The sequence below is a fragment of the Salinibacillus aidingensis genome, from assembly GCF_055393355.1.
The window spans coordinates 373930-390846 of record NZ_AP043759.1 but is presented as its reverse complement, the minus strand read 5'-3'; the positions used below and the strand labels follow the sequence as shown (position 1 = coordinate 390846).

Genomic DNA, 16917 nt, shown 5'->3' with positions numbered 1-16917 from the left:
TGCCGATGCGGCAGCTCCTATTGTGTTAAAGGGCAGTTAAGTTGATATAACTGTTAAAATACAGGAACGAACGTTCTTTTAGGGGGGGGACTGAAATGCAACTTTATTTATACGATGACAGACTTAAAAATGCAATCGAAAATTATGAATTGACTGAGGAACAACTTCGCTATAGTGACATCCCAAAGATTATATAAAATTATCTGACGAAGATTCTAATCGTTATTCAATCTTAGCAATGGAAGAAGACAAACTTGTAACTTATGTTTTCTTTTGATATTAGAAATGACCATCAACACCCCTATTAAATAAATGAAATACCAATTTCTAAGAAAGTAACCACTGAAGACCAAAAAATTACTATGGTGAAGTAAACTGATGATTGTAATTCTCTTTTGGCTTTTGTTGCTTTTCCATGCCTTTTATCTTTGACTATTAGATAGATACCAGAAATAATTCCTAAAATAAATAGCCCAAACCAAAGGGCATATGTGAAATCGATCTTTCCCACCTTTTTATAAAACTTCTTACTAAAAAAACTGCCCTTTGCCACAATAAGCTATTGCTCTTATTATACAAACGCCCCTGTTACTTCAACAATTATTCAGAAGCCACAAGTTCTACTTTTATTCTATCTGGGTCTTCAAAATACACAGCATAATGATTATCCCCCCCAGCAAAGGGATGTCTTTTTGGATAAAGAATGTTTATTCCTTTGTCTTTTAATTTGTCTGTTATTTCATCTACATTTTGACGTGAACTTGCGTGAAACGCCAGATGATTAAGACCTACTCGGCATCTGTGGTATCGAATGTCTAAAAACCTATCCTCTGTTTGCACAAAAACAATATATGTATCATCTATTTTCCAACTTTGTCCACTTTCCCATTTTTGAAAAGAAGTGTATCCTAATTCTTCAAGAAACCAGCCCCAAAAATCTAATGTCCTTTTTATATCTGAGACATATAATTCAATATGATGAAGCAACCCTTTTGACAATGAAAACTCCTCCCTGCTTTTTATTCTATTGCGTTAGTCCATAAGGAATGGTGGAGACAACCTTTTTCCACTAACGCCCCCCGTTAGCTTAAAGTCACAAAATGTATTTTAGTAATTTTTTCTTCTTCCTAACCAAAAAGTACAGCTATAATAGATAACCCAAAAAGCAATGACAACTAGAAATGAATAGTACCTATATTCACTTGGCAAAAAGTTAAATAGCAAAATTGCTAATATTAAAAATAAAGGCATTAGTATCCAATAAAGCTTTCTCTTTGTCAATGTATCTCCACCTCCTTTAGATAACGCTTCTTAAACTATCGTACCCGTTACTTTAATAAGCCTTAATCTAATAATTGAATTGTAATCGCTAATGTACCCCATTCCTTTTCTTTCTCTGGAGTATATATTCTATAAGTCCGTTCTACCATATCTTCAATTGAACGACCTACAGCATCAAAATCACTTGCAGGAATGCTTTCATACATTTCTTTGAATGTTGAAAACTCCCTTAATTCAATAACCTCAACTGTTAATGTTTCATTTCTATATGGAATTTTTGTGAAATTTATAGTATCTCCTACACTTATTTTTCTCCTTTTCTCATCATTCAATCTTACTTCTACTTTCTTTTTTCCTGACTTAATTGAATCAAAAGGTGTTTCATAAAGTCCCATATTGTGTTCCATTTTCTCAACTCCTAATTATCTATTTCTTATTAAACAAACCTGCTTCGTTAGCATTTACGAGTAAATTAAATCTATCTGAGGGAGTTGAATAACATCATTTAACTTATTTTACCATATATGAGTTAATTACCCTGAAATTCAATCAATTAATTATACAATTTGAATTGTAATGAGCCTTACAATTTAGCCTACAATTCAATATGAAAAAAGTAGTTCAATCAGGGGTACAAATTACATTTTTGTACCCCAAAACTGAACTACTTAAGAAAAATTCCAAGTCCTTTTTGATATGAATTTTATTGTGAATTTAGTGCGAATTCCGTAAAGTTTTGCACGTCACAAAAGAACGCGTTAATAAGTTCAACCTATTTTCACATCCCTCGAGCCACTTTCACAATTATTCCTCTTCCGGCTCATCCCCAAGGATCTTAACTTCTCTCTCAAGCTCTACACCAAATTTTTCTTTAACGGTATCCTGAACCATTTTGATCACTTTGATGTAATCCGATGTAGTAGCATTATCCTTGTTCACAATAAAACCGGCGTGCTTGGTGGATACCTCCGCACCGCCAAAACCTTTTCCCTGCAGGCCGCTATCCTGAATTAATTTTCCGGCGAAATATCCCGGTGGCCGTTTAAATACACTGCCGCATGAAGGGTATTCCAGGGGCTGTTTGGATTCCCTTTTATAGGTAAGATCATCCATCACCGCTTTTATTTCATCAAAATCTCCCGGTTTTAAATCAAATGTTGCTTCCAGGACGATATAACCTTTGTCAGGGATGTTACTGGTTCGATAACCTAAGTCCAGTTCATCAGCAGATAAGGTGAGCAGTTCACCTTCGCGATTTACCACAACAGCGTGGCGTAAGCAATCTTTTACTTCTCCTCCATATGCACCGGCGTTCATAAATAAGGCACCGCCTACCGTTCCCGGTATTCCACAGGCAAATTCAAGACCTGTCAGTTCCTCATCCAACGCTTTCCTTGATGCATCAATAATCCTTGCTCCACTTTCGGCAATAATACTGTTGCCTTCCCTGCTTATTGAATCAAACCGTTTGAGACTCATCACAATGCCACGAATCCCGCCGTCATGAATAATTAAATTGGATCCGTTCCCCAATAAAGTAAAAGGAACCTCTTCTTTATTGGCGAGCCTGACGATTTGCTGCACTTCATCTATGCTTGCAGGAGTGACAAAAAAGTCTGCTTTTCCTCCCAAACGTGTGTACATATGTTTTTTCAAATATTCGCCCATCATCACATTCTCTTCAGCTGTAATGGTACATAACTGTTCATAAACATGATGGTCATTACCCAATTTCATCATCCTTTTACCTACCTGACTATAATTTGTTCATTTAAAATGATTTCTTATATATATCATACTACAAGATGACTGTAAATGTTGCATATATGGAAGGTGAATCATGAATTTTAGTTTAGTTATAAACGTATCTCGGGTTTGGAGAGGCTTTCCACCATATGTCACAAAATAGTTAAAGAAATAGAAGAAATCATTACGGAAACAGATGGTGGACATAGTATAATAAAGTGAAACTTCCATCAGAGGTGGTTTTCTCCATCCCCCACTGATGGCTAGTTGAACTTATCAGGAATTTACTGGCCGTTTACCCCCTACTTAGTCTTGTTGGGTTACTCTCAAGACTTAAAGCAGGGTTATTACAGCCAGTTCATGCGTGACAAAATTTAATCATGATAAAGTGGAGTGAGTGGAAATGAGATTAAAAACCATTATCGTTACTTTACTCGTTGCAATTGTACTAGCTGCCTGCAGTAGCAATAGCAATGAGGAAACAAAAAATAATCAAGAAGTAGATATTAAAAAAATCGTTCAGGATTATAGTACAGACGAAATCACAGCCCAGTCTGCTTCCATCACATCAGAACAGCTGATCGTTACAGACAACAACGGTGATGAATCGACCTATTCATTACCTGAGGATGAGTTTTTTGTTTCGATTGCCCCATTCATCAATGAAACCCATCCCTGTACGAATCATAGCTTAACGGGCTGCCAGGGAGAACTGGTCAATAAAGATTTCGAGATTTACATTGAGGATATGGATGGGAACGTCATTTTTGATGAAACGAAGAACTCAGGCTCAAATGGATTTGTAGATTTATGGCTGCCAAGAGAGAAGACTTATCGTGTAAAAATTAATTATGAAGGAAAACAAGTAGAATCAGAGGTTTCCACTTTTGAAAATGATGGCACCTGCATAACGACCATGAAATTAACATAGAAAATTCCAAGTCATTCAGTTTTGCATTCCGCAAATTCAAATCAAAATGGCTATAGATTTTATCCGATTTGCTTTGCAGTGAATGATAAACACTCATTTAATGAAGTTGTGTCAGCAATAAAAGGTCATACCATAAAACGATTATCCATTCTCACTTAAACTTGAGGATGGATTTTTCGTTCTTATATTATACGACTTAAGCAGTAACATTAAAAAAGCAGTTCAATGGTACAGTACTCCAAAACCGAACTTAACCTATTTATGATACTATTTTCCTTCCAATAAAAGCATACTACCCTTCGTCCTGGATAAAACTACAATTGTTAAAACGATGAAAGGAGTGAGGATAATGGGCGTATTATCCAGTTCACCAACCACCATGGATCAATGTATTGAAGAATGTTTAAGATGTGCCCGTGCCTGCGAAGAGTGCCATACAGCATGTCTGCAGGAGCCGGACGTCCAGGCACGCATTCAATGTATGCAGCATTTAAATGACTGTGCTGAAATCTGTTTCCAGGCAGCTGGACTGATGGCAAGAAACAGTCAAAGTGCCAAGGATTTCTGCAACTTTTGTGCAACAATGTGTGAGGGCTGTGCAACGGAATGTGACAAATTTCAGGATGAACATTGTAAAGAATGTGCTGAGATTTGCCGTTCATGCGCAAATACATGTAGACAAATGGCCTCTTAACACACATATAGAAACGAGCGTTAGGTTTACAAGTCCCAACGCTCGTTTCTATTTTTACATTACGATTTAAAGCTTCCATTCATATAAAGCCGCTTATAACTATGCCTTCAATAATCTTGCATTAATCGCTACGATAATCGTACTTAAACTCATCAGTACAGCACCTACCGCAGGACTAAGTACAATCCCAATCGGAGCAAGCACACCTGCTGCAAGTGGAATGGCAAAAATGTTATATCCAGTTGCCCACCAAAGATTCTGTACCATTTTCCGGTAGGTTTTTCGGGATAAATTCATTAAGGCGACCACATCATTTGGATTGCTTTTCACAAGCACAACATCAGCTGTTTCCATGGCTACATCCGTCCCTGCACCGATCGCAATCCCTAGGTCGGCCGTGGCCAGCGCAGGAGCATCATTCACACCATCACCTGTCATAGCAACCTTCCATCCTTTTTCTTTAATCCGTTTCACTTGATTTGCTTTATCGTCTGGTAAAACTTCTGCATAAACTTCATCTATTCCTAACTGACCCGCTACCCAATTGGCTACATTCTGATTGTCACCTGTCAGCATAATCGAATGAACGCCTTTATCTTTTAGCGTTCCAATGGCTTCTTTTGCTGTATCACGAACAATGTCTGCAAGTGCAATCATACCAATCAGTTTATCTTCAAGCAGAGCAAAGACAACGGTTTTTCCTTCCTCTGACATTTTATCAAAGACCTGCTGATCATAAGACAGGTTATTGTTATTCACATAACCGGGACTCACGACATTCACTTTTTTTCTATCTACGTACCCTTGAATGCCTTTACCTGTTATGGATTCGAAGTCTGTAACGTTGCCCAGCTCAATATCTTTTTCGTTCGTCTCTGTTACGATTCCAGCTGCTATCGGATGCTCCGAATTTTGCTCGATACTGGCTGCCAACTTTAAGATTTCTTCTTCCTTATACCCCTGAGCAGGTATAATATCTGTTACGCCAAATTCTCCTCTTGTTAGCGTTCCTGTCTTATCAAACACAATCGCATTTAAATTGCGTGCACCTTCAAAATTTGCACGGTTGCGGATTAACAGTCCATTTTTAGCTGAAATCGATGTGGAGACAGCTACCACTAGAGGCGCAGCTAACCCTAACGCATGAGGACAGGTGATGACCATTACTGTTACCATGCGTTCAACAGCTACATCAAAGGAATATCCAAGGAATAACCATATAAACAGGGTAGCGAAACCTGCTGTTAAAGCCAGGTAAAACAACCACTTTGCTGCACGGTTGGTTAAATCCTGTGTTCTCGATTTTGACTCTTGCGCCTCTTTAACCAACGTAATCACTTGGGATAAATACGATTCTTCCCCTGTTTTTTCTACTTGTAGTTTAAGCGATCCTTCCTTATTCACTGAGCCACCGATTACCTCGTCACCGTCTGTTTTTTCGACTGGCACGGATTCACCTGTAAGCATTGACTCATCGATAGCTGATTTTCCCTCAATGATGGTACCATCAACCGGAATCTTTTCACCCGGCTTTACCAAGACCCGGTCATGATTCTGTAGCGCTGATAAAGGAACATCCTCCACTTCATTATTCTCATCCAAGCGATGGGCTTCATTAGGCATAAGTTTTACCAGCTGGTCAAGAGCGTTCGATGCTCCCATCACAGATTTCATTTCAATCCAATGACCTAATAACATAATATCGACCAATGTAGCTAATTCCCAGAAGAACTGACTGCCTTCCCACCCAAAGACAACCATGGTGCTATACCCATAGGCAATGGTGATCGCCAAGGCAATAAGTGTCATCATACCTGGATTCTTTTCTTTCAGCTCACTTATACCCCCGGAAATAAACGACCAGCCACCGTAGAAAAATACAATGGATGACAGCGTAAATAAAATATACAGATCCCCTGTAAAGCGCCAATCCACCCCAATAAAACTTTGGATCATCGGTGATAGGGCGAGAATAGGAAGGGTAATAATAAGTGAAATGTAAAAGCGCTTTTTAAAATCATCTACCATATCCCCGTGGTCATGATGATCATGTCCTCCGCTGTGACTGCCATGATTATGATGGTCATGATTTTCATGTTGATGATGGTCTTTGTGTCCATGATGTTCATGATGACTTTCATGAGTATGCTTGCCATTATAATCATGAGAATGATGTTCATGGTGGTGATGATCATGATTATAATTGTGTTCATGGCTCTCGTGACCTTTTTTATCCAATTGAATCACTCCTTTTAAACCAGGCAATAGTTATGATATTTATTTTGTACAAAGTATCTTTAGGGTAAAATGATTTGGTAAACAATAGAACAATCCCTTCCTGATTGTTCTATTGTTTTACGTTCCTAACTTTTAGGGAAAAAGACCTTTACCTCTGTCCCTGCATTCGATTCACTGTCAATCTCAATTTTTCCCTGGTGTGCTTCTACTAAAGCTTTTACAATCGAAAGGCCAATCCCTATTCCCCCTGTCTTTCGGTCTCTGGATTTATCCCCGCGATAAAATCGTTCAAAAAGATAAGGAATGTCTTCACTGGCAATTCCAATCCCCTCGTCTTTCACCAGAAATCCCACATCATCATTCGTAGCCTCTGTCTTCACAAGGACCCTTTTTCCGGCAGGGGTATATTGAAGAGCATTATTTACGATATTGGTTAAAATTTGTACGACACGGTCACGGTCTGCTTTAAACCAATATTCTCGATCAGGCTTTTGAATGGTTAATTGAACGCCTTTATCCTGAAATGCCGGTGTAAATTGCTCTTCCAGTGAATGCAGAAGCTTATGTACTTCTATGTCTGTTTTATTCAGTTTCATTTGCGGGTTTTCAGCAGCAAGTAAATCTTCCAATTCATTTACAAGACGGACAAGACGCATCAACTCATCGTGGCTTTGCTGCAGCCTTTTCTCAGTTGGTTCAAATATACCATCGAGGTACGCCTCCATCTGACTTCTCAATGTAGCAATCGGCGTCCGTATCTCATGGGCAAAGTCTGCGGTAAACTGTTTCCGGAGCTTCTCTTCCTTAGATAATGATTCAGCAAGTTCGTTAAACGATTCGCCAAGTGGCTGCATTTCCGTGGTTAGTTCATTCACATCCACACGCGTCCGCCATTTATGCGCTTGCAGTTTCTGAATCGCTTTTGAAAGTTTTTGTAATCCGCTTGTCAGATGTTTCGAAAATAAAAGACTGAACAGCAGAGCTAATAGGACCGTCACAATTACAGCGAGATAAATATTCGATTTTATCGTTTCTAAAAAGGCAACCTCTTCACCGATCAATTCCTTAGGAAAATAAACCTCCATTCGGCCAATATCGGTCGTATCCGTTGCCAGGTTATAAGATGCTTTTTCATATTCGGTAGCCTTGTTTACATCAGAATTCATCCCCATGTTTCCCATCATGCCAAGCATCATTGTTGTATCAGCAATTAATTTTCCGTCTTCATTATAAATTTTATAAAATAAGTCCTCTGTCATAGCCTGCTGATGGAGCAAATTGTTAAGCCGATTATTCATCAGCTTCCCTGATTCTTCATAGGATTGAACGATTTCCTGCTTGATTAATGAACTGCTTTCCGTTCGGTTCGTTTGTAAGTACTGATTAAATTGATTTTCAAATCCCCACAATACTGAAAAACTGGTCAGTAAAATACCGGATAGTGACACAATTAACAAGTAAATGAAAATCTTAGAACGCAGCGTCAGACGCATCAAGAGTTCCTCCAAACTTATAGCCCATTCCAAATACAGTTATGATATATTCAGGGTGACGAGAATCCGCTTCAATCTTTTTACGCAGGTTTTTCACATGTGTATCAATACTTCGTTCATACCCTTCAAAATAACTTCCATCCTCCTGAATCTTCTCCAGTAAATCCAGTCGACTGTAAACCCGCCCCGGGTAGCTTGCCATGGCGACCAATAGCTTATATTCAATGGGGGTAAGGGATAGAATCTCACCATTGGATTCCACCTCTTTTTTAACAAGATCTATCATCAAATTTTTATCATTAAAGGAGAGCTGTTGTCCTTTATCTGCTTTCTTTACCCTCCGCAAAATGGCCTTTGCTCGGATCACGACTTCTCTAGGACTGAATGGTTTCGTTACATAATCATCCGCACCGATGATGATGCCGTTAATTAAATCGTCTTCTGCTGATTTTGCGGTCAGCATAATAATCGGAACATCACTTTCTTTTCGCGTTAATCTGCATACCTCTTCCCCCGATATATCCGGCAGCATCAGATCTAAAATTATAATGTCCGGTTGAGTATCTTTTACTTTTTTTAAGGCTTCAATTCCATTTGAGGCTAATGTAATGTCCCATCCCTCTTTTTCAAAATAGGCCTCCAGCACTTCAAGAATGGCCGTTTCATCATCGACAATAAGGATTTTTGTCATATTCCATCACCTCTTTTGCCTATCTTACCACCTTATGAAAACGAAAATCATCATCTTCACAACTTCCACACAAGTTCATCACAAAATATCCATCTGTGAGAGTTATGATTTAAGTAAGAAAGGAGAGGTTATAAATGAAAAAATTATTAACAGGACTATTAGCAGGCGGACTTTTATTAGGAGGTGCTTCCTTTGTTGCAGCCGAAACAAATGGTTATGGCCCCTTCAGTTTTGAAGAAATGCAGCCATTTATGGAAGAGATGCACCCTGATTTTTCAAGGGAACAGCAGGAACAAATGTTCAATGATTGCCATGGAGAAGATGGCTACATGAGAAATCAAACAGAATACCGCGGCATGATGAACAATTTTTAAGCTACAGAGGTGATTTTTATATGATGGGTGGATATGGCGGCCACGGTTTTGGAATGATGGGTTATGGGTTTCTTGGATGGATCATCAACCTGCTCGTTATTGGCATTGTCGTTTATTACGCCACCAAGCTGGCATTGAAACATCATGATAAAGATAAGCAAAAGGACTGACTTATATGTCAGTCCTTTTGTATACCTATAATGCGGCCTTTTCAAATTGATCAAGCAATTCACGTACTTCATCAGTTGACTCTGTATCCATTAACTGATTTCTTAATTCACTCGCCCCTCGAAACTCACGGACATAGATCTTAAAAAAGCGAAGAAGAGGTTTAAATGGACGTGGCTCAAATTCCTTTGAATATTTATCATGGAGATCAAGGTGAAATCTTAAGAGATCAAGCAATTCCTTACTGCTATGCTCCTTTGGCTCCTTTTCAAAGGCAAATGGATTTTTGAAAACGCCACGCCCAATCATCACCCCATCCACGCCATATTTCTCAACGAGCTCAAGGCCCGTCTGACGGTCAGGAATATCCCCATTTATTGTCAGGAGTGTATCAGGAGCCACTTCATCACGAAGTTTCTTAATCTCCGGGATCAGTTCCCAATGAGCATCGACTTTACTCATTTCCTTTTTAGTACGCAGGTGAATGGATAGATTCACAATATCCTGTTTCAATAAATGGGTGAGCCAGTCGCGCCATTCCTCTACATGTGTGTAACCAAGCCTTGTCTTTACACTTACGGGCAATCCTCCAGCTTTTGCTGCCTGTATTAAATCAGCCGCAACATCCGGACGACGGATCAGACCGCACCCCTTTCCTTTTGGTGCGACATTAGGTGCGGGACAGCCCATATTAATATCAATTCCCTTAAATCCTTTTTCGGCCATCCCGATGCTCATTTGACGAAAGTATTCAGGCTTATCTCCCCAAATATGAGCGACAATCGGCTGTTCATCCTCTGTAAACGTTAATCGCCCACGTACACTGTAGATTCCCTCTGGATGACAGTAACTTTCCGTGTTTGTAAACTCTGTAAAAAACACATCAGGCCTGCCCGCTTCACTTACCACATGACGAAACACAACATCCGTCACATCTTCCATTGGCGCCAGAACAAAAAACGGTTTAGGTAATTGATGCCAAAAATTATCTTTTCTATTCATCCTTCATATCTCCTCGTTTATAGTATCGGGACACGGGGACAGGTTCATTGTCCCACTTACGTCCGCAGCTTTTTATATTTCGCTCTTTCATCATTCGTTTATTATATCTGCTATCGATAAAATACCCTAAATCATTATATACTCATTTTTATGATGTTAAAAGTGGGAAGCAAGGTGAAAAATCATTCAAACACTTCCATATTTTACCCTTTGTGATTTATTATGGTTGTAGTGAGTTTTCTATCGCAGAGGTGGGGTATGTTGAAACAATTACCGATTGATAAAATCAAAACTTGTACACTGATTGTATTAGCGCTCCTGGTATTGATAGGTGAACCCATATTATACCAGGAAAAAGCGGAAGATAAGAGAGATTTGGAATTATTGTTAAATCATTTTTATCATGAATTAGACCGAACGATTTCAGCAATGGACTACACTTTAAGCCTGGACCTTGATAAACAAGAGAATCAGGAGAACTTTATCCGTTCCCTCTATTCCATTGAAAAACATTTAGAACGTACGGGGCTTATGTTAAAGGCTGGTGACTTTTTTGTAAGTGATACCATCACGTACGAACCCATATTCTTTATTAATCGAGGAATAACTGGAATTGGGGAAGATAAGCAACTTGATGCCAGTGAAGCAACATTCCTAAGAAATTTTAAGAATGAACTTGAGACCATACGGAAAAGGTTGTATTCCGGAAACCGGGCAAGAGAATCCTGATCTTACAGTTGAAGAGTTTAACCAGGTCATTTCTGAAGTTGTGAACAACAGTGATTTATTATTTTAACTAACATTTTTCACTTAAAACATTATGCCAGCCGCGTTCCTAAGAAAAGGCTGGCTTTTTGAAAATGAAAAAATATATCACTTTATTTTCTATAGTTATAATAATAATTACAATCTTATATCTAGTTTGGTATGCATTCCCTAAGAACTTTAATTCAACTTTTAATGGGATACTCTTTAATCTGGATGACCCTGATGTGGAAGAAAATGTGAGCATTTATTTTGATGGAACAATTCGAAAACGCCTAAATGGAGAAATGACTTATGATGGAATTGTTCGTATAAAGGGTGATAAATTCCCCGTTCCAAAGGGAAAAAGAGATTTAATTATAAACTTTGATAAAAATGGTATGGGGCTAATGACATATATGTATTACACAGAAAATGGTGAGCCAAAGCATTATGTATATGGAACCATTACTCTTAACGAGGACCTTACTAAATTGACTATATTAAGATATAGAAATAACGGTTCTCATGGAAGTTGGACAAAAAATGACGGCGATATAATATCGGCACCTGCAACGACAAGAAAAGAAGCATTAAAAATTGCAGATCCATTCGTTGATTATCATTTACAGCAGAGGGAGAAATAAATTTAGCGTCCGGTCTTCTTTATTGGAATAATGAACCTTTGTCTCAGTCCTCTCATTCTTAACTTTATTTTCAATCTTTTGCTCAATTGATCGAATAAAATCATATGTATAAATCTCCCCATTCTTTTCCTCCGTTTTTGTCACTTCCCACTGATTACTACTTCGACTGATATGAAATAAAGTATTTACCCCCGTTTCTGGTCTTTTATCAAGAATAAAACCATCGTTCTTTTCTTCACTTATATATGCCTTAAGTCTTGTCCTTCAATGAATTCCTCTACTAAAAAGCGGTGTTCCCACTCTTTAAATACTTCCACTAGATTAACAACTCCGTCTACATCACTAAGCTTTTGTAAAGCATTACGTTCTATCTGGTGCCTTCTTAATGCATCATTCCCTCTCCCATCTAATCCAGCATTTGGTCTGGCTTCCTTGACGATAACTTTCTGATTATCCTTCTTCTTGCTAGCGAGGTATAACCCACCAGAATTACTATAATTCAGAGCTGTTTCAATCTTATATTTCTGTAACTTACTTTTCTCTTTCTTCTCTGCAGTTTCAGAAGTATTCATACTATCTAGATAATCATCGAAATTCTTAACAAAGTCAGGTACCTGATAAAAAGGGGTCCTTTGATCTTCAATTAATTTCCCCTTCTCGTCTCTAATACAATGTTCACCATGTTCGTTTAGAATTCTTTCAAATGCTCCATATCGATAGAATATATTGCTGTTTTTCCACCTCTTATCATTAAGAATATATGGTCCTTTTTCAAATTCCTTAGTTTCTGAAACAAGTAAATCTAGCAGTTCGAGAAAGTTTTGATCATTAATAAGATAGATAGTAATAAACTTACCCGATGAAGAACGATTAGCATTTTTTGAATTCATCTTTACATAGCTCCATCAATGATTTTTCTGAAGTAAGAAATTGTATGTGATTTAAAATTCTTTCTTTTGATAAATAACTAAAGCAATGAAATAAGAAAAAATATAAAGGATGATACCTACCGTAATAAATAATATCGGTATGGTTATCGATAAATCTAACTTTAGTGATGAGAGTGGTAAATCGGCCACTATATAGCCAAATCCAAATCTAGCAAAAAAGCCAGCAATTCCTCCTCCAAGTACAATAGCATCCGACTTATTTGCACCAAAGATATAAAGGAGGGGATAAACGATCGAACCAGCAACAAGAACAACGAAAAGCCCCATCGCTACAATATTAAATAGGCTATCGGTTGGTGTTTCAGTCATGTTGTTATAGACATAGAAGATACAATACGACAGTACGGCTCCGATAATAACTATACAAAAATAAAACGTATAATGACTTTGCACAACATTACTTCTAGTAATCGGCAAAGTAAGGACGAATTTGTCATAATCAGACTTACTTTCGGTTTTTATGACTTCCAGTGAAGGCATGGCCATTAATAAGATAATTAATAAAGTGGCAATCCCCTGCATAGAGGAACCACCAAAATACAAAAGGATTCCAGCTATTAATATTGCTAGCCCTGTGTATGCGAGAATACTTCGATAGACTAGGTAAAAGTTTGTCAATAATAGGCCTCTCATTTATTTTTCACTCCTAGTTAGAAATACACTAAGTTCATCCATCGAGAAGTTTTTGGAGTCAATTCCCTCCGGCAACTCTTTTCTGTCCGATACAAGTACACTAAAATGAGAACCATGGTTCCTTTTCGCCACAACAATATTTTTGTTGAGTACAGGCAGTTGATTCTCATGAACATCTACAATCGCATAATTTTCAATAACCTTATCTTTCTCTTCACTTAGTAAAACCTCACCCTCTTTTATAAATACTAGATGGCTAGCTACTTTCTCAATGTCACTCATAATATGAGAGGAAAGTAATACACCTTTATCTCCATACTTCACAAAATTTATTATCTCCTCTAACACTTCTTCTCTAGAAGAAGGATCAAGTCCTCCAGTCGCTTCATCTAGTAGTAATAATTTTGCATGATGAGATAACGCAACAGCTATCGAAAGCTTCATGGACATTCCACGGGAGAATTCATTTACCTTCTTATCCATAGGCAAATGGAATGAATGAATTAGTTGATAAAAATGATTTTGGTCCCATGTGTTATATAATTTTTTTAACACATTATTTAATTGTTTGATTGTCAGATGAGCTGGTAAGTTCATTGCATCGAATACGACACCAATCATCTCCTTCTTCTCAGGGTGGATATTTATATTTTCCTCATCAAAAATTTTAACTGTGCCGGTATCATGGGAAACTAATCCTAGAACTGTTTTAATTGTTGTAGATTTACCTGCTCCATTATCACCAATAAACCCTACTATTGCACCAGGTGGTACATTGAATGTCATATCTTTTAAGACAACATTATTGCCAAATGATTTTCTTATATTACGAATTTCTAATAAATCTACCATTTTTTCACTCCATATTCATACAATCTAATAATTTTCTTCATGGTCATACTTACATTAGATGAATGGTAAAAACTTTAAATAAATGTATTTTTTTGCCATAATAAATCATAAGTTAGATTACTCGATATAAAAAGTGTCTTTCGAATCATTTCTTCCTGCCTTTTATCTAACATTTATGACATTCTTCATATGAATATTTTCTTAAAGTAATTTGCCCCATATGCATTTTGTCCTCATAGCAAACGTGTCAATTATCCATTCCTTCTTGATTTCAAACTAGATTTGTTAATCAAAATTATAGGATTCTATTTATTGTTTTATGATTAGTGTTGTACGTGACTCCTCGGAAAAGTGTGCGTGTAATACTCCTTCCAGGTCGTGTTCGGTTATTGTTTCAAGTGTATGTAACACTTCAAATAAGTTCATCTCGTTAAACTGATACCGTGAAAATTGATTTGCAATGAATTGAGGCGAATTAATCGACCTTAAAAAACTGCCAATCTCTTTCTTAATAGCACGTAAGTACATCATCTTTCTTTATTGACATTTTCTTAAATTTAGAAACTGTCTTGTTGACAATATTTATAACTTCTTCGGGCTCATTACTATTTCCCCCAATTACAAAAACCAAATTTTTTCATTTGTATAGTCATAAGTAAGTGACTCATCGATATAACCATTATTAAACATTTTTTCATTCGCTTCAGAACTACTACCGAACATTAACTTCAACAAAACATTAAGAGATAACTCATATTTAAGCAGCTCTTTCCCCTTTCTCATTGGGTTTGATTCTTAATACCCTATAATAACTTTTGGTATTTGTACTGGAAACTTCATAACGCTTGACTTTCGGTTCACCTTTACATCTTCTTCAGGGAAAATGCGTTCTATCTCTCCAAATTTTTGAAACGTTTTTTGCTCTTGATTTTGTTTAATGAACTCAATGACTTCGTAAGGATCCACAGGACCAAATACAAATAGTAACATGTTCTTAGGGTGATAAAATGTATTATAACAAGTGTATAAGTCCTCTTTAGTAATTTTATTTATTGAAGATAGGGTTCCCGCGATATCATTTTTTACAGGATGATGCTTATACATATTTTCTAAGATTCCAAATCGAGCTTGCCAGTTCGGGTTATCGTCATACATTCTGATTTCTTTTCGATGATCCCTTTTTCCTTTTCTATCGCTTCATCAGTAAAGTATGGTTCTTGAACAAAGTCGAGAAGACTAATAATATTTTTTTTATATTCGACGTAGCGGACAAGTTATAGGTCGTTTGAGTAAAATTAGTAAATGATACCCTGATATCGAAGAACATGTAAGCATTCAGTTTGATGGAACATTTAGCAAGCGGCCTAATGGAGAAATGATTTACGATGGAATTGTTCGTATAAAGCGAAACTTCCATAAGTGAGGATTTTCTCTCCCCACTTAGTCTTGTTGGATTACCCTCAAAACTTAAAGTGGGGGGTATTACGGCCAGTTAATGCGTCATAAAAGGTGATGAAATTCCTGTTCCAAGAGGAAAAAAGGGACTTAATTATAAACTTTAATAAACTTTGTATCGGGCAAATGACATTCATATATTACACAGAACAAAGTTTATTTTTCATTCTTAATTTTACTTTCAATCTTTTGCTCAATTGTTCGAATAAAATCATATGTATAAATCCTTCCATTCTTTTCCTCCATTTTTGTCACTTCCCACTGATTACTACTTCGACTAATATGAAATAGAGTATTTATCCCCGTTTCTGGTCTTTTGTCAAGAATATAACCATCGTTCTTTTGTTTACTTATATATGCAAATGTATATCTTGGGTGATATACTCTTTCAGAGAAGTACTTCGTTAAAAAATCTTTGGAAAAAGTATCGATTTCTTTAAAAACATAACCTTCCAAATTCATTCCAAAGTTGCTCTTAAATTCTTTTAGCACTTCTTTATTTAAAGTCTTAATTACCTTTTGGTCATAAAGCTTCCTAAAGCGTTCCTCCTTTTTCTCATACTTAGCATTGATTTCCTCAAGAGTTAGATCCTCTGAACTTTCTTCAGGTTTCACTTCCTCTTCAGTTACAAAACTTACACATACGATAAATATGAATAAGGCAATGACCGACACGATAAGTGATGTCCTTCTATGCAACAATCACTTCAACTCCTTCGTCTAATTTCTTAAGGATTAAATTAAATGATTTATTTCTGGCTTGTTTTAGACAAAATTTCTCTCACACAATTTTAACATAATATTCCATTCAGTTAATACAAAAAATCCCATATAATAAATAAGTACTTCCGTTGTGACGTACATAATACAACTCAGAATTAGCAGTTACTACTACAATCGAATGAAATTTGTAATTTTATGTTAAAATGATAATAGAGTTTGTAGAGTAATGAAAACCGAATGTTTTAATGAAAGAGCTGTAAGGGGGAGTAGTGTTGAATCATGTCATTAAAACTTA

20 protein-coding genes are annotated in these 16917 nt (G+C 36.9%); 6 read left to right on the top strand and 14 right to left on the bottom strand.

Annotation, left to right across the window (positions count from 1 at the left end; translation table 11 throughout):
* Positions 1 to 304: 304 nt before the first annotated feature.
* The 4 genes from ACZ5OK_RS02170 to murB all read right to left on the bottom strand — a co-directional run bounded on the left by ACZ5OK_RS02170 (position 305) and on the right by murB (position 3021).
* Entirely contained in the window at positions 305 to 511 is a 207-nt protein-coding gene (locus ACZ5OK_RS02170) for a hypothetical protein (protein WP_343841816.1), read from the bottom strand.
* A gap of 89 nt (positions 512 to 600) precedes the next feature.
* On the bottom strand, positions 601 to 999 hold the full coding sequence (locus ACZ5OK_RS02165) for a VOC family protein (protein ID WP_343841813.1): 399 nt from the start codon (positions 997 to 999) through the stop codon (positions 601 to 603).
* Positions 1000 to 1343: 344 nt separating this feature from the next.
* Positions 1344 to 1688, bottom strand: coding sequence for an ASCH domain-containing protein (locus tag ACZ5OK_RS02160; protein ID WP_343841810.1), 345 nt, complete (start codon positions 1686 to 1688; stop codon positions 1344 to 1346).
* 397 nt (positions 1689 to 2085) lie between these two features.
* A complete protein-coding gene (murB, locus tag ACZ5OK_RS02155; protein WP_425542227.1) occupies positions 2086 to 3021 on the bottom strand; it encodes a UDP-N-acetylmuramate dehydrogenase in 936 nt (311 codons plus the stop codon).
* 409 nt (positions 3022 to 3430) lie between these two features.
* Between murB and ACZ5OK_RS02150 the strand changes: the two genes are divergently transcribed.
* Both ACZ5OK_RS02150 and ACZ5OK_RS02145 read left to right on the top strand, forming a co-directional pair.
* Entirely contained in the window at positions 3431 to 3958 is a 528-nt protein-coding gene (locus tag ACZ5OK_RS02150; protein ID WP_343841808.1) for a CueP family metal-binding protein, read from the top strand.
* 349 nt (positions 3959 to 4307) lie between these two features.
* Positions 4308 to 4652, top strand: a complete 345-nt coding sequence (locus ACZ5OK_RS02145) for a four-helix bundle copper-binding protein (protein WP_343841806.1) — start codon at positions 4308 to 4310, stop codon at positions 4650 to 4652.
* Positions 4653 to 4751: 99 nt separating this feature from the next.
* On the opposite strand, the gene ACZ5OK_RS02140 is transcribed toward ACZ5OK_RS02145, so the two are convergent.
* From ACZ5OK_RS02140 to ACZ5OK_RS02130, 3 genes are all read right to left on the bottom strand, one after another.
* Entirely contained in the window at positions 4752 to 6890 is a 2139-nt protein-coding gene (locus ACZ5OK_RS02140; protein WP_425542226.1) for a heavy metal translocating P-type ATPase, read from the bottom strand.
* Positions 6891 to 7015: 125 nt separating this feature from the next.
* Positions 7016 to 8383 (bottom strand): sensor histidine kinase, encoded by a 1368-nt coding sequence (locus ACZ5OK_RS02135; RefSeq protein ID WP_343841804.1) that lies wholly within the window; start codon positions 8381 to 8383, stop codon positions 7016 to 7018.
* Positions 8361 to 9074: a response regulator transcription factor gene (locus ACZ5OK_RS02130; RefSeq protein ID WP_343841801.1), complete on the bottom strand. Its 714-nt coding sequence runs from the start codon at positions 9072 to 9074 to the stop codon at positions 8361 to 8363. The genes ACZ5OK_RS02135 and ACZ5OK_RS02130 overlap by 23 nt, the downstream gene beginning before the upstream one ends.
* 134 nt (positions 9075 to 9208) lie before the next feature.
* Here ACZ5OK_RS02130 and ACZ5OK_RS02125 point away from each other — a divergent pair, with 134 nt between their 5' ends.
* Both ACZ5OK_RS02125 and ACZ5OK_RS02120 read left to right on the top strand, forming a co-directional pair.
* The gene (locus tag ACZ5OK_RS02125) at positions 9209 to 9448 is read left to right on the top strand and encodes a hypothetical protein (RefSeq protein ID WP_044163982.1); all 240 of its coding nucleotides are present in this window, start codon (positions 9209 to 9211) and stop codon (positions 9446 to 9448) included.
* Positions 9449 to 9468: 20 nt separating this feature from the next.
* A complete protein-coding gene (locus ACZ5OK_RS02120) occupies positions 9469 to 9618 on the top strand; it encodes a hypothetical protein (RefSeq protein ID WP_343841797.1) in 150 nt (49 codons plus the stop codon).
* A gap of 25 nt (positions 9619 to 9643) precedes the next feature.
* Here ACZ5OK_RS02120 and ACZ5OK_RS02115 read toward each other — a convergent pair whose 3' ends face one another.
* Positions 9644 to 10618, bottom strand: a complete 975-nt coding sequence (locus ACZ5OK_RS02115; protein WP_343841794.1) for a tRNA dihydrouridine synthase — start codon at positions 10616 to 10618, stop codon at positions 9644 to 9646.
* 258 nt (positions 10619 to 10876) lie between these two features.
* Here ACZ5OK_RS02115 and ACZ5OK_RS02110 point away from each other — a divergent pair, with 258 nt between their 5' ends.
* Positions 10877 to 11347: a hypothetical protein gene (locus ACZ5OK_RS02110; protein ID WP_464758336.1), complete on the top strand. Its 471-nt coding sequence runs from the start codon at positions 10877 to 10879 to the stop codon at positions 11345 to 11347.
* 125 nt (positions 11348 to 11472) lie between these two features.
* Positions 11473 to 12009 (top strand): hypothetical protein, encoded by a 537-nt coding sequence (locus ACZ5OK_RS02105; RefSeq protein WP_464758334.1) that lies wholly within the window; start codon positions 11473 to 11475, stop codon positions 12007 to 12009.
* Between the two features lie 239 nt (positions 12010 to 12248).
* Here ACZ5OK_RS02105 and ACZ5OK_RS02100 read toward each other — a convergent pair whose 3' ends face one another.
* The 6 genes from ACZ5OK_RS02100 to ACZ5OK_RS02075 all read right to left on the bottom strand — a co-directional run bounded on the left by ACZ5OK_RS02100 (position 12249) and on the right by ACZ5OK_RS02075 (position 16574).
* On the bottom strand, positions 12249 to 12899 hold the full coding sequence (locus ACZ5OK_RS02100) for a class III lanthionine synthetase LanKC N-terminal domain-containing protein (protein WP_343841785.1): 651 nt from the start codon (positions 12897 to 12899) through the stop codon (positions 12249 to 12251).
* A gap of 51 nt (positions 12900 to 12950) precedes the next feature.
* On the bottom strand, positions 12951 to 13592 hold the full coding sequence (locus ACZ5OK_RS02095; RefSeq protein ID WP_343841782.1) for an ABC-2 transporter permease: 642 nt from the start codon (positions 13590 to 13592) through the stop codon (positions 12951 to 12953).
* Positions 13593 to 14444 (bottom strand): ABC transporter ATP-binding protein, encoded by an 852-nt coding sequence (locus ACZ5OK_RS02090; RefSeq protein WP_343841780.1) that lies wholly within the window; start codon positions 14442 to 14444, stop codon positions 13593 to 13595.
* A gap of 309 nt (positions 14445 to 14753) precedes the next feature.
* The gene (locus ACZ5OK_RS02085) at positions 14754 to 14975 is read right to left on the bottom strand and encodes a hypothetical protein (protein WP_343841777.1); all 222 of its coding nucleotides are present in this window, start codon (positions 14973 to 14975) and stop codon (positions 14754 to 14756) included.
* A 264-nt stretch (positions 14976 to 15239) separates the two neighbouring features.
* Positions 15240 to 15599 (bottom strand): M16 family metallopeptidase, encoded by a 360-nt coding sequence (locus ACZ5OK_RS02080; RefSeq protein WP_343841776.1) that lies wholly within the window; start codon positions 15597 to 15599, stop codon positions 15240 to 15242.
* 456 nt (positions 15600 to 16055) lie between these two features.
* Positions 16056 to 16574 (bottom strand): hypothetical protein, encoded by a 519-nt coding sequence (locus ACZ5OK_RS02075; RefSeq protein WP_343841775.1) that lies wholly within the window; start codon positions 16572 to 16574, stop codon positions 16056 to 16058.
* Positions 16575 to 16917 lie beyond the last annotated feature (343 nt).